At 51.9% G+C, this 13,863-nt stretch carries 7 protein-coding genes; 5 read left to right on the plus strand and 2 right to left on the minus strand.

Features of this window, described 5'->3' with window-relative positions:
• The first annotated feature begins 822 nt into the window (after positions 1–822).
• The 5 genes from Q8O92_04915 to Q8O92_04935 all read left to right on the plus strand — a co-directional run bounded on the left by Q8O92_04915 (position 823) and on the right by Q8O92_04935 (position 10,866).
• Entirely contained in the window at positions 823–1,956 is a 1,134-nt protein-coding gene (locus Q8O92_04915; protein ID MDP2982654.1) for a WG repeat-containing protein, read from the plus strand.
• 52 nt (positions 1,957–2,008) lie between these two features.
• Positions 2,009–4,636 (plus strand): SUMF1/EgtB/PvdO family nonheme iron enzyme, encoded by a 2,628-nt coding sequence (locus Q8O92_04920; protein MDP2982655.1) that lies wholly within the window; start codon positions 2,009–2,011, stop codon positions 4,634–4,636.
• A gap of 87 nt (positions 4,637–4,723) precedes the next feature.
• Entirely contained in the window at positions 4,724–7,321 is a 2,598-nt protein-coding gene (locus Q8O92_04925) for an SUMF1/EgtB/PvdO family nonheme iron enzyme (protein MDP2982656.1), read from the plus strand.
• Between the two features lie 206 nt (positions 7,322–7,527).
• Positions 7,528–10,371 carry an insulinase family protein gene (locus Q8O92_04930; protein MDP2982657.1) on the plus strand — a complete coding sequence of 948 codons (2,844 nt, stop codon included), beginning with the start codon at positions 7,528–7,530 and terminating at the stop codon, positions 10,369–10,371.
• Positions 10,372–10,623: 252 nt separating this feature from the next.
• Positions 10,624–10,866: an addiction module protein gene (locus Q8O92_04935; GenBank protein MDP2982658.1), complete on the plus strand. Its 243-nt coding sequence runs from the start codon at positions 10,624–10,626 to the stop codon at positions 10,864–10,866.
• Positions 10,867–10,964: 98 nt separating this feature from the next.
• On the opposite strand, the gene Q8O92_04940 is transcribed toward Q8O92_04935, so the two are convergent.
• Both Q8O92_04940 and tyrS read right to left on the minus strand, forming a co-directional pair.
• Positions 10,965–11,984: a DUF362 domain-containing protein gene (locus Q8O92_04940; GenBank protein ID MDP2982659.1), complete on the minus strand. Its 1,020-nt coding sequence runs from the start codon at positions 11,982–11,984 to the stop codon at positions 10,965–10,967.
• A gap of 6 nt (positions 11,985–11,990) precedes the next feature.
• Complete coding sequence (gene tyrS / locus Q8O92_04945) at positions 11,991–13,271, minus strand: tyrosine--tRNA ligase (protein ID MDP2982660.1); 1,281 nt, start codon at positions 13,269–13,271, stop codon at positions 11,991–11,993.
• Positions 13,272–13,863: the final 592 nt, after the last annotated feature.

The following is a 13,863-nucleotide window of genomic DNA, read 5'->3' on the forward strand; positions in this document are numbered from 1 at the left end:
CTTGCTTAGATTATTTACGTAACAAAACTTTTTTTATCCCAAACGATGAAAGTCCCCCTTCGGGGGATTTAGGGGGCTGCCTCTCAAAGAGTTATCTCATTTTGCACTGCAAAATTTACCAACTAATTTGGAGAAGAGCCATTTAATTCTATTTTCAGAATACCATGTTTATCATGGGAAATCAAGCATATTTCAGCATGGGGTTGATTTTATTTTACTTCCATTCAACGAAACTTTTTCATCGAATTTTTAAAAAAATTTGCATTATTGTTATTGATATAAAGATTTTTTTTCTGTAGATTTTTCAGTGTGGTTATAATCGATTAACCTAAGGTCGGCTCATTCCTCTAACACCCAGAGCTGCCGGCGTGAAAAAGCGGTAATTGAGAATATCGGTCCCGGAGCGACCGGAGCAGGATCATGGACATGTTTAATCTTTAGTCTTTAAAATTGGACACTATCATCGAATACTGAAGTATGTCTTGCCCTAGTGTTAAGTCAAACAGATAATGTCTGGTGCTGAAGTTTCTTTTTCTTTTTACCCCCTTTAAAAGGGGGTCGCCGCTAAAGCGGCGGGGGGATCTTTATTCGCAGGGAAGAAGAAATCCCCCCTGCCTTTGGCATCCCCCCTTGTTTAGGGGGGAATATGAATCCAACTTTATTGCATTGACTCAACACTATTACCTCTACTCCTATTGACATAATTCCCAACACGGCAGTTTAATAAACATGCTGAGTGCGATAGGCATGTAACGTCCGGCCCCCTTCGTTCGTCTAAGAATGTAAAGAATTGTTCGAATATCAGGCAAGGGGGTTTGCAACATGATACGATTCCTGCTCTTTTTTCCAATTATGTTCTTCTCCCTGGTGATAGGCTGCCGCAGCGAGAAAAACAATGTCCAGTCCCAAATCAACCTCAGCCTGCATGACACGGAACATCTGGCCCTGGTCAAGGTGGGACAAAAATGGGGCTTTATAGATCGAACCGGCAAGATAGTGATACCCCCCCGGTTTGTGGACGCTTGGTCATTCAGCGAAGGTCTGGCGCTGGTAAGGATCGGATACCGGCTGGGGTATATTGACAAGACGGGGAAAATGGTCATTCCCTTGCGCTTCAGTGAAGCCCGGTCTTTCTATAAGGGGCTGGCGCGGGTGAAAATTGACAGTCTCTGGGGATACATCGATAAGACCGGTAACATGGTGATACCGGCCAGATTCGATGACGCCGATGATTTTGTGGGAGGACTTGCCCGGGTGGAAATCGGGAATCTCTGGGGATTCATAGACAAAAAAGGAAAGCAGGTCATCCCGCCCCGTTTTGACAGTGCACGCAGTTTTTATGAAGGTCTTGCAAGGGTTCAGCTTGATAAAAAAGTCGGTTTCATAGACAGCACCGGCAGTTTCAGAGTGGAACCGCGGTTTGACGATGCCTATTCGTTTTCAGAAGGATTGGCTTGCGTTCAGGTCGGGTATCGCTGGGGATACATCGATACGAATGGTGAAATGGTCATTGATCCCTTCTTTGATGAAGCGGATTTCTTTTCTGAAGGACTGGCCAATGTACAAATTGGCTCGATGTGGGGATATATCGACAAAACGGGTACCCTGGCAATCTATCCCCAGTTTGACATGGCCCAGCCGTTTTTTGAAGGGTACGCCCCGGCTAAAATCGGATATCGCTGGTGTTATATTGACCGTAAGGGAACTGTCGTCAGTTGCGGGTTCGATGAAGCGGAAACGCTGTCCACCGGGATAGGACTGGTGAAAACCGGAGTAAAATGGGGATTTTTTGATCGGAGCGGCAAGACAGTCATCTCCCCGCAATTCGATGATGCCGGCTCATTCAATTTCGACCTGGCCCCCATCAAGATGGCCAATGCCTGGGGCTATATCGATAAAACCGGTGCAATCGTTATTCCTCCTCAGTTTGATAATGCCTGTACATTCTCGGAATGAGAACAGGCTGAATCACATTATTCCGCATGTCTTTTTCTCAGGAGAAAATACAATGATCTCACATGGCAGAGGTAACCGGACAGTGTTTTTCCTGAAACAGGGTTTCAGGATTTTTTTCTTTCTGATATCTCTCGCCGCTGTTCCGGCGGGCGCGGAGATGACGGTTGCCTCCCCTGGCAGCTTACGACCGTTATTATCGTATGAATCATCGGGCGCAAAAACAGCCATATCTAACCCGGCGCTGGTGAAACCAACTGAGACTCTGGTGCGGATTCGGCTCATTACCCGCGACAGCGATACCGGGGAAACCATCCCCTGCCGGGTAGTCATCGCCGACTCACTCGGCCGGTATTGGGGACTCAGCGGGCCTATAACCAATCAGCGAACGTTCTTTTACACCCCCGGAGACACGCTTTTATCCCTCTATCCCGGGAATTTCAGCGCCACCGTATTTCGGGGTTTCGAGTATACTCCTGTCAAAGACAAGGTGTTCACAGTACCCGGTTCGGCGAATCCGGCGCCGTTCACTGTCGAAATTCCGCTCAAACGATTCATTCACATGAAAGCTCTCGGCTGGTACTCCTGCGACAGCGAAGTGCATTTTTTCAATGGCAGCGATTCCCCTGACTTTCGGAGAGTATATACTATGCAGCTTGGCGAGGATGTGAACATCCTTAATATTGCCGCCTATGGTGAGGGTACTTTTTCCGGTCCATTATACAAGTATCTGCAAAAAGACCCGTTGCCCATCTCCATCCCGTTCTACCCCATGGTGATCGGTGAAGAGTGGCGGTCGGGGGCCTGGCAGAACCACATGATCCTCATGGGGCTTCCTCATCGGCTCTCCCGCTTCGGGAACGGGTGGTTCAATTACTCCCTCTCTCCCTACCGGTTTTCTTACCCGCCTGCTCTCGATTTCTGCGATGAAGCCCATTCGCTCGGGGCCATCGTGTTCCCCTGCCACCCTTTCCAGTGGAACCAGCCCTGGGCTGCGCCGATGGGGGATAACACCGAGCTTTACGCTGCCTTCGAACTCCCGGTGGATGTGGCGCTCGGAAAGGTTGACGGCATGGCGATATATACTTTCAGTCAACAGGATACCTGGAATCGTTTGGTATGGTACAAACTCCTCAATTGCGGATTCCATGTGTCGCCTTTCGCGGGAACGGATAACTCAGACTTAACCGGGAACCACGTCCAGATGGGTATCATCGGGGCATACCCGGGGAGAGTGCGATCTTATACCTATATTCCCAACCAGAAAAAAGACCTGAATTTCCAGGACTGGATGAGAGAAACGGTGAAGGGACGGAGTTTCGTATCATCGGGCGCTCTGGTGTTTTTCACTGTGAACGGTGAACTGCCCGGTTCCGAGCTGAAACTGAAATCCGTTAAGGGGGAAACGACAGTTGCTGTTCACGCGGATGCACAGTGGATGGGAGGAATCACGAGCGTATCCATCATTGTCAACGGCGAAACCGCCTATACGGAATACGGAGGAGGGAGTCACCAGGTCATCCTGGATCAGAATATCCGGCTCGCCAAGAGTTCCTGGCTCGCTGTAAGGGTTGATGGGGCGCCGTTTGTTAATATGTTCAATGGATGCGCCCATTCGGGTCCTGTCTATGTCACCCTTGACAAACGCCCCATTCGTTCGCGAGAGGACGCACATTATTTTGTGAACTGGATTGACCGGCACATCGCCCTCCTCGATTCCACAAACCATTTTGACACTCTTGCTCACAAAAAACGTACTTTCGCCCTCTACCGCAAAGGACAGGATGTATTCCGGGAGATCGCGCGGACAACGGTTATTCAAGGTATAAAGATGGTACCGATTCCGGCGGGGACATTCCAGATGGGATCGAATTATGAGGACGACCCGAATAATCCCTTGAAGGGAAAAGGTTCTTTCAAAGGTGAACAGCCGGTGCATATTGTAACGGTATCGGCATTTGAGATGAGCGCGACGGAGGTGACGGTAGGACAATTTCGTGAATTTGTCAATAAAACGGGGTATCGCACTGAGGCGGAGCGTGGAGATGGAGCGTTAGTTTTTATACATGGGAAATGGGAAAAGAAGCCGGATGCGAGTTGGAAGAATCCATATCAGGAACAGGGAGATGATCATCCTGTGGTTTGTGTGAGTTGGAACGATGCGGTGCGGTTTTGTGAATGGTTGAGTGAAAAGACCGGCCGGGAATTTCAACTGCCGATAGAAGCGGAATGGGAGTATGCCTGCCGGGCGGGAAGCGCAACGGCGTATAACCTGGGAGCCAACGAGAGCGACCTTGCGCGTGCGGGGTGGTACAGCTCCAACAGCAGCAGCGGTTTGAATCCAGTGGGAGTCATGTCCGCAGGCGAATGGCCGCAGTACTTTAGCTCCAACAGCAGCAACGTTTTGCATCCAGTGGGAGGGAAAAAAGCGAACGCGTGGGGGATCTATGACATGCACGGGAATGTGTGGGAGTGGTGTAAGGACTGGCATGGCAAAAACATATCAAGCTACAATTCTAATAATACAATGGGAGAATCAGACTATGGCCGTATTTTACGAGGCGGTAGTTGTATAAACGATGCCACCTACTGCAGGTCGGCTGTCCGCTCCGTCTATCCGTCGGCCCAAAGGGACAACAGCACAGGGTTCCGTGTGGTTCGCCGCGTCTCCCCTCAGAACTGAGGAATTCCAGATATGGTCCGGACATCTTTCATCAATTACTTTTGCCGTATATTTTTACCCATGATGACATTTTAAAAAGGAGGGTATATGAAACGGTTTTATCGTTCCCGCGAGCGGCAATGGTTTCTTGATATCTTCGGAGTTAGAATGTCTTTTCCCCTGATGCTCCTCGCATCTTATGCTATTGGAGCGGAAAAGCCGGCTGCCTCGACCGAAAACGGAAGGTTGATGTTATCGTATGAAGCACCGGGGGCACAAACAAACAAACCCGCTGCGGTGTTGAAACAGGCTGGACCCCTGGTGCAAATCCGGCTCGTCACCCGCGACATCGATACCGGGGAAACCATTCCCTGCCGGGTGGTCATCGCCGACTCGCTCGGCCAGTATTGGGGACTCAAAGGGCAAAATACAACCAAGCGGATTTTCTTTCATACTCCCGGAGACACTCTCATCTCCCTCAATCCGGGGACCTTCCGGACAACGGTATTCCGGGGATTCGAGTACACTCCAGTCCAGGACCGGGTGTTCACAGTGCCCGGTGCGGCGGCTCCGGCGCCGTTCACTGTCGAGATTCAACTCAAACGATGGATTCACATGAAAGCTCTCGGCTGGTACTCCTGCGACAGCGAAGTGCATGCCGAAAGTTCGCTCGACCCGAGGGGAATATATACAGTACAGCTCGGAGAGGACTTGAATATCCTCAATCTTACCGCACTGGGAGAGGGGAGCAAGACATGGGATTACGAGTACTGGCGAAAAGATCCTTTCCCCTTCTCCATTCCGTTCTATCCCATGGTGATCGGCGAGGAATGGCGTTCGGGTACCTGGCAGAACCACATGATCGTCATGGGTCATCCTCGCCGGCTCTCCACGTATGGCAACGGGTTTTACACGTATCCCGACTGCCCTATTCGGTTTTCCTACCCTCCGGCGCTCGATGTCTGCGATGAGGTTCATTCCCTGGGGGGCATCGTTTTCCCCTGCCACCCGTTCCAGACCTATCAGCCATGGACAGCGCCGATGGACTATCCGACCGAGCGTTTTGCAGCCTACGAACTCCCGGTAGACCTGGCGCTCGGAAAGGTAGACGGCCTTTCGGTGTATACGTTCAACCAGTCGGATACATGGAACCGGTATGTATGGTACAAACTCCTCAATTGCGGGTTCAAGATTCCTCCCTATGCGGGAACGGATGTTATTACCTTCAACTCGATCGACCTCCCGAACAGAAGCCTGGGCGCCATCCCGGGAAGAGTGCGGTCGTACACGTACATTCCCGGCCAGACAAAAGACCTGAATTTCCGTGACTGGATGAGGGAATCTGTAAAGGGGCGGAGTTTCGTGTCGTCGGGCGCTATGGTATTTTTCACTGTGAACGGTGAACTGCCCGGCTCGGAGCTGAAACTGAAAGCCGTACATGGCGGAACAGCAGTTGCAGTCCGGGCGGAAGCGCAATGGATGGGGGGAATAACGAGCGTATCTGTCATAGTCAACGGCAAAACCGTATATACGGAATACGGCGGAGGAAGTCAAAAAGTCGCGGTAAATCAGAATATCCGGCTTACCGGGAGTTCCTGGCTCGCGGTAAAGGTCGATGGATTGCCGGTCGACAGGTTTAACGGATGCGCCCATACCGGTCCTGTCTATATCAACCTCGACAAACGCCCTATACATTCGCGTGAGGACGCGCTCTACTTTGTGAACTGGATCGACCGGTATATCGCCCTTCTCGATACCGCGAATCATTTTGACACTCCCGAGCACAAGAAAAGCACGTTCGCCCTCTACCGTAAAGGACAGGATGTGTTCCGGGACATGGTACGGCTCTCGAGTAACCTGGCGGAAGGTGCAGTTGCGGCCGACGGCTCCGGTGGAAGGACAACGGTTATCCGGGGTATAAAGATGGCGTCGATTCCGGCGGGGACATTCCAGATGGGTTCGGATTATGAGAACGACCCGGATAATCCATTCAAGGGGAAAGTTTCTTTCAAAGGCGAGCAGCCGGTGCATAGTGTGACAGTATCGGCATTTAAGATGAGCGCGACCGAGATAACGGTAGGACAATACCGTGAATTTGCCAATGAAACGGGGTATTTCACCGATGCGGAGCGCGGCGATGGAGCGTTGGTTTACCTAGATGGGAAATGGGTGAAGAAGCCTGACGCGAGCTGGAGGAATCCATATCAGGAGCTGAGAGAAGATCTCCCGGTGATGTGTGTGAGCTGGAATGATGCGGTGAAGTTCTGTGACTGGCTGAGTAAAAAGACCGGCCGGAAATTCCGGCTGCCGACCGAGGCGGAATGGGAATATGCCTGCCGTGCGGGGAGCACAACATCGTATTACCTTGGCGCCGGCGAGAGCGACCTTGCGCGTTCGGGGTGGTACAGATCCAACGGCAGCGACGCGGCGCATCCGGCAGGAGGGAAGACTGCGAATGCGTGGGGTCTCTACGACATGAGCGGGAATTTATGGGAGTGGTGCAACGACTGGTTGGGAGACTATTCATCCGGGAAACAGACCAACCCTTCAGGGCCGCAATCAGGCTCCAAGCGTGTGTTTCGAGGCGGAAGCTGGTTCACAACAGCAGGCTATTGCCGGTCGTCCTTCCACTATGGCTACCCGCCCGAAAGCAGGGACACGAGCATAGGTTTCCGTGTGGTTAGCCGCATCTCCCCGCAAAGATGAGGAATTCCGAGATTGACATATATTGATAGTGAAAAAAACTTCCTGACTATCGGTTAGACCCTGAAACGAGTTCAGGGTGACAGGTGACTTTCTTCATGTTCTATGCATCGTGTCATGCCGAACTTATTGCCGCAGGCGGGAACGATGAAACCGTTTCGGCATCTATTTTCATTCAATCGGGTCTGCATCCATCGGGAGAATAATCCTTGAGAAAATTATTCCTGCTTCTTTGTGCGCTTCTGGCTTTCGCTCTTCTTTCCTGCGCCCATCAGGCACAGCAGGCAGGGAAAGCGACGAATGTTCCGCAGCTTTCTGCCGGTTTGGACCAGTCCCTGCCGGTCGACCCGCAGGTCACCATCGGCAAGTTCGATAACGGCCTGACCTATTACATCCGGACGAACAAAAAACCGGAAAAGCGCCTGGAACTTCGCCTCATGGTGAATGCCGGTTCCATCCTCGAGGATGACGACCAGCAGGGGCTTGCCCACATGGATGAGCACATGGCGTTCGGCGGCACCACCCATTTCGCCAAGCATGAGCTTTCCGGCTACCTTGAATCCATCGGCATGCGGTTCGGGCCTGACCTGAATGCCTACACCGGTTTTGATGAAACCGTATACATGCTCCAGGTGCCGACAGACAGCCTGCATATTGTGGAAAAGGCTTTCCAGATCCTGGAAGACTGGGCGCACCTGGTCAGCTATGAAAGCGACGCCATAGACAAAGAGCGGGGAGTGGTGGTCGAGGAGTGGCGTCTCGGCCGGGGCGCGGATTCACGGATGCGCGACAAGCAGCTCCCCATCCTCCTGAAAGACTCCCGATATGCCGTTCGGCTGCCCATCGGCAAAAAGGAGATCATCGAGAACGCCCCTCACGACACCCTCCGGCGGTTCTATCATGAATGGTACCGTCCGGAACTTCAGGCGGTGATTGCAGTAGGCGATTTTGACAGTCAGAAGATGCTGGAATTGATTAAAAAGCATTTTGCAGCGATTCCGGCGAAGACAAATTCCCGCCCGCGCACTGTATTCCCGGTGCCCGATCACCCTGAAACCCTTTTCGCCATTGCCACAGATCCCGAAGCCACCCGGTCCAATGTAAGTCTCTACTATATGCATGAGGTGAAACTTGAGAAAACCGTTCGCGATTACCGTCGAATGTTGATCGAGAATATCTACAACTCCATGCTCAATGAGCGTCTGGACGAATTGACCCGCGCCGCCGATCCTCCGTTCCTCTACGGATTTTCCGACAAAGGAAGGCTGGTGCGGTCGAAAGAGGCTTACATACTCGGCGCCGGCGTGCGCGACAATGGGATCGAGCGCGGACTCGAAGCCCTGATGCGCGAAGCGGAGCGGGTAAGGAAATTCGGATTCACACAGTCGGAACTGGAGCGTCAAAAAGCGGAGATCCTCCGCCGCATGGAACAGATGTACGCCGAGCGTGACAAAACCGAATCTCGGCAGTTCGTGACAGAGTACACGAATAATTACCTTGAGAACGAACCGATTCCGGGAATCGAGTACGAGTTTGCCCTTGCCAGGAAGTACCTGCCGGATATACAGCTTGATGAAATCAACCGCCTGGCCGGTGAATGGATAACCGCCGGCAACCGGGTGATCATGGTGAATGCCCCGGACAAAAAGGGAGTGACCGTTCCGAGCCGTGATGAGCTGCTCCGCGTGCTGGAAAAAGTGAGTTCCGAGCCTGTTACCGCGTATATCGATACGGTAGCCGGGGGATCCCTGGTGTCCAAACCTCCCAAACCTTCCCGCGTGGTTGAGGAGAAAAAGATCGGTGAAATCGGAGTAACCGAATGGAAGCTCTCCAACGGCGCACGGATCATTCTTAAACCCACCGATTTCAAGAATGACCAGGTGCTTTTCAGCGCATACAGCTTCGGGGGAACCTCCCTGGCGCCGGATCAAAGCTATATCCCGGCGATTACTGCAACATCGGTGATTGAGGAAAGCGGGCTGGACGGGTTCAGCGCCATCGATCTGACCAAGAAGCTTGCCGGAAAGCTCGCCAGCGTCTCGCCCTGGGTGAGCGATATCCAGGAAGGATTGTCGGGAAACTGCTCGCCCGCAGACATCGAGACGATGTTTCAGCTCATTTACCTTTATTGCACCTCGCCGCGGGCCGACAGCACCGCATTTCTCTCCATGCTGTCCAAGCTGAAGGGCAGTATCGAGAACCGGAGCGCCCGTCCGGAAACAGCGTTCGGGGACACAGTGGCGGTGACCATGGCTCAGTATCATTTCCGGGCGCGGCCATTTACCTTGGAGCTTCTCGAGGAAACGGACATGAAGAAATCGCTGGAATTCTATCGGGATCGTTTCTCCGACGCCGGCGATTTTACCTTTTTGTTCGTGGGCAGCTTCGACCCGGCAAAGATGAAACCGCTCGTGGAGACATGGCTCGGCGGACTTCCTTCCCGGAAGCGCGCCGAAACCTGGAAGGATGTAGGAATCCACCCACCGTCAGGGGTAATCTCCAAGGAAGTGCATAAAGGCCTCGAGCCGAAGAGCAGCACCCTGCTCACGTTCACCGGGCCCTTTGCCTATAACCAGAAAAACCGTTATGAGCTCGATTCCCTTGCCGGTTTCCTCCGAATCAAGCTCCGTGAAGCGCTCCGTGAGGAGCTGAGCGGAACCTACGGGGTCGGGGTTGGCGCCACCGTATCGCACTACCCCCGGAGCGAATACCAGCTCTCGATTTCCTTCGGGAGCGCCCCGGAAAATGTGGACAGGCTTTTTACCGCCATATTCACTCAGATCGACAGCCTGCAAACTGTGGGCGCCGCCGAATCCTACCTTAACAAAGTGAAGGAAATGCAGCTTCGGAAACGGGAAACGGATTTGAAGAATAACAGCTTCTGGCTGTCCGTCCTGCAAAATTACCTGGCGAACGGCGAGAATCCGGTTGATATTCTGAACTATCCGAAACTGGTGGAGGGATTGACTCCCGAAGTGCTGAAACAGGCGGCCCGCACCTATCTGAACGAGAAAAACTATGTGCGTGTGGTGCTCTACCCAGAAAAGAAGTGATGAATAATTGTTCTTTGAGGCAAAGATCCCCCTGTCGCCTGTGGCGACATCCCCCTTGCTAAGGGGGACAAAAGAAAAAAAATTTCGCAAAACGGCGGGTATGAACAGTGCATATTTCTTTTAACCCCCTTCCATAAGGGGGTCGGCGCAAAGCGCCGGGGGGATCTTACCCCGCAATATACAGACCTGATAAAATCAGTCAGGCAGAAGTATCAAAACTTTATAATGAATATTATTGCAGGAGGGTTTTAGTTGAATCCAACAATTGCCGCTAACGGGAACGATAAAACCGTTTCATCAATCTTTGACCTGAGTCCCTCGGAAAAGCTTCAACTCGTGGAAGATTTGTGGGATGATCTTGCGGCCACCCAGGAAGCGATACCGGTCCATAACCGGCAAAAAGAAGAGCTGGCCCGAAGGAAGGCCAACCTGATGAAAAGTCCGGCTTCCGGACTCATGTGGGAAGAAGTCAAAAGAAGGGTCCGAAACCGATAGGTAAATCATAATACCCCCCATCACCACCCCGCAATTGAATGCCACCTTAACATGGAACTTATTTAGCCGAATCATCAAACACAATTAATACAAGATTCTCAGATTTTATCCTGTTCGATCCATGCAAGCTGCTCGGCGATGTTCCGGTGCAGTTTGTAGGTTTTTACATAGTTGGCCGGATCGGGGCCGATGATTTCGATTTTGGAGCGGTCATCCTGGCCCATTCCCACCTGCCCGCACCACCGGAGGTAGATCACCCGCCTATAGTCGATGCCCATAAGCTCGACTCCCATGCGGTCCACAGCGAGCCAGTCGGTTCCCGCAAGCACTACACCATGATCGATGGGAGGGCCGGACACAGGGCCGTTGCCCTCCATCCCCACTACACCGTCCAGAACCGCGAGATCGGGCCGCACACCCATTTCCGCGACCCGAAAAAGATTATAGGAAAGCCCGCGGTTTCCTCCGGAATGCATCATCGGCTTTTCGTTTCGGCCTTCGTAGCTCCGCTGACGCCAGTGGTTGACCGGGGAACCCATGACCACATTTTTCAGGGTGAGCGTAGCGAACACGTTGTCATGGGTCTTGAGGCGGGTGACTGAAATCAGGTAATTTCCGGGATCGAGATAAGTCTGTATGATATTAATCTTTTGGGGATGATTCTTTTCACCGAGTATCCAGCAGGTTCTGGTCGGACGCTCGTTGAGGTCAACGAACTCGATGGAGTAATCCTTTTCGAGCGGCAGGTACCCGAAATTCTTGAATCCCTCGAGCGTGCTTCTCGATTCGGCGGCGGTGGCTTCCGCCAGAATCACCCTGTGTTTGTAGATCGGCTTCAAAAAGTCAAGGATGCCGCGAACCGCATCGGGGTGTGTGGCGTTCAGGGGGAGCTTCGCATCGACCTGCCCCATGTTGACCTTGATCACCACCTGCCTGTTATTGATCCCAGCCCTGACCTCATCCTTGAACGGTTTGAGCGCATCGTACACCATCCCCCGTCGGTCGGTCCCCGTAGTGAGCGTAACAGCGCTCGTTTTTGATGTCGCCCCGAACCGTGAGGCATGGGCGGAACCGCTCCCCACGACAGCAGCGTCAAAGACGCTAAAGCGTTTGTCCATCGAATGTTATTCCACCTTTACCATATGGTATCTCTTTTTCCCGGCACGGAGCATCATGATCGATCGGCTGGCAAGATTTGTCGGAGTGAGTACCATGCGCTGGTCCTCCGTCCGGACATTGTTTACATATATTCCGCCCTGTTTGATCATCTGAAGCGCCTGGCTGTTCGATTTGGAAAGACCCGCCCGGGTAAACATGGTCAGCACCCCGATGCCTTTTTCCAGCTCCCCGCGCCCCACTGAGGACGAGGGCACATCCGCAAAAATATCGAGCAGCTCGCGGTCGCTGAAATCGGTGATTTCTCCCTCGCCGAAAAGAACCTGCGAAGCCCGCTCCGCTTTCCTCAATCCTGCTTCGCCATGGATCATGCGGGTGGATTCCTCGGCGAGCATACGCTGCGCTTCCCATTTTTCCGGATCGTTCACAACTGAATGCTCCAACTCGGAAATATCTTTGAGTGAAAGGAAGGTAAAAATTTTCAGATACCTTATCACATCCCGGTCATCGGTTCGGATCCAGTACTGGTAGAGAGCGTAGGGGCTGGTTTTTTCCGGATCGAGCCAGACAGCATTGCCTTCGCTTTTCCCGAATTTATCTCCGACGGCGGTGGTCAGAAGCGGAAAGGTGATGCCGTAAGCCTGGATATGCCTTGTTTTATGGATAAGGTCGATCCCTGCAGTTATATTCCCCCACTGGTCGTTGCCGCCCACCTGGAGCTTGCAGCCGTAGCGGTCGTAGAGCTGCAAAAAATCGTTCGCCTGGATGAGCATATAGGAAAATTCGGTATAGGATATCCCCTGGACGCGATCCTCGATGCGCCTCCGCACCGATTCCTTGCTCAGCATGTAATTGACCGAAAAATACTTCCCCACATCGCGGAGCCATTCAAGATATGTCGCTCCTTTCGTCCAGTCGGCGTTGTTGACCATGAGGGCGGCATTTTTACCGGAAAAATCGAGAAACCGCTCGAGCTGTATTTTAATCCGCGCCGAATTGGCCTCGATCTCCTCTTCGCCGAGGAGCTGACGTTCTTCCGATTTCCCGGAGGGGTCGCCGATCATGGCGGTGGCGCCGCCGACAAGACCAATGGGACGATGGCCAAGCCTCTGAAGTCTTGCCAGGCAGAGCAGCGGGAAAAGATGACCGAGGTGCAGGCTGTCACCGGTGGGATCGAACCCGGCATACAGGGTGATACATTCTTTTTCAAAACTCTCACGGAGCGCCTCCTCGTCGGAAACCTGCTCGATCAGGCCGCGTTCCATGAGGACATCGTACGCATTCTGCATAAACGCTTCTCCCGTATCTATGACAAAATGGAATTGCCTTCGGTATTCCAAATGATATGTGAATATAAAAACATACAAAAAAAAAAACCTTCAAATCAAGAAGGTTATGAGCTCTGGTTTTATCCACTATGTTCGAGGGGGATTGACGCAAAGACAAAGATGCGGTACAATAGTTGAGCCGAATTGTGATTTTTCCTTTATGGGGAAAACGCAATTGACTGCCAGACCGGAAACAAAGGTTTGGCGGTTTATTTTTTATTGACAAGTCATAAAAAAGACACTATATTGCCAAATAAATTGATTATATATTAACAATATACTTCAATACTATATATAAAATATTATTAAGGAAATTATTTTACTTGGTATAATATGAGGCTTTTGCAAAAGTCGTTTATACGTGAAAAGAAAAAGAGTTTTCTAACTACAGCCCCCTATCCCTCGGTCTCTTTCCCCCGAATGGGGCAAGGGAAGTCGTTGCTCCACAGTCATTTCCTGCCCACTTTAGTGAAGGATGTCCGAAGGACAGGAAGAGGGCTTCATCCAACAATCTCGACTTTTGAAAAAGGCTTGTATAGTATAAAGGTGAAAG

Origin of the sequence: Candidatus Latescibacter sp. (assembly GCA_030692375.1) — a bacterium.
Lineage (GTDB): Bacteria > Latescibacterota > Latescibacteria > Latescibacterales > Latescibacteraceae > JAUYCD01.

Bases quoted from the DNA above. Each gene is read 5' to 3' on its own strand.
- tyrS (MDP2982660.1), bottom strand. From the start codon at position 13,271: ATGCAGAATGCGTACGATGTCCTCATGGAACGCGGCCTGATCGAGCAG.
- Q8O92_04940 (MDP2982659.1), bottom strand. From the start codon at position 11,984: ATGGACAAACGCTTTAGCGTCTTTGACGCTGCTGTCGTGGGGAGCGGT.
- Q8O92_04925 (MDP2982656.1), top strand. From the start codon at position 4,724: ATGAAACGGTTTTATCGTTCCCGCGAGCGGCAATGGTTTCTTGATATC.
- Q8O92_04915 (MDP2982654.1), top strand. From the start codon at position 823: ATGATACGATTCCTGCTCTTTTTTCCAATTATGTTCTTCTCCCTGGTG.
- Q8O92_04920 (MDP2982655.1), top strand. From the start codon at position 2,009: ATGATCTCACATGGCAGAGGTAACCGGACAGTGTTTTTCCTGAAACAG.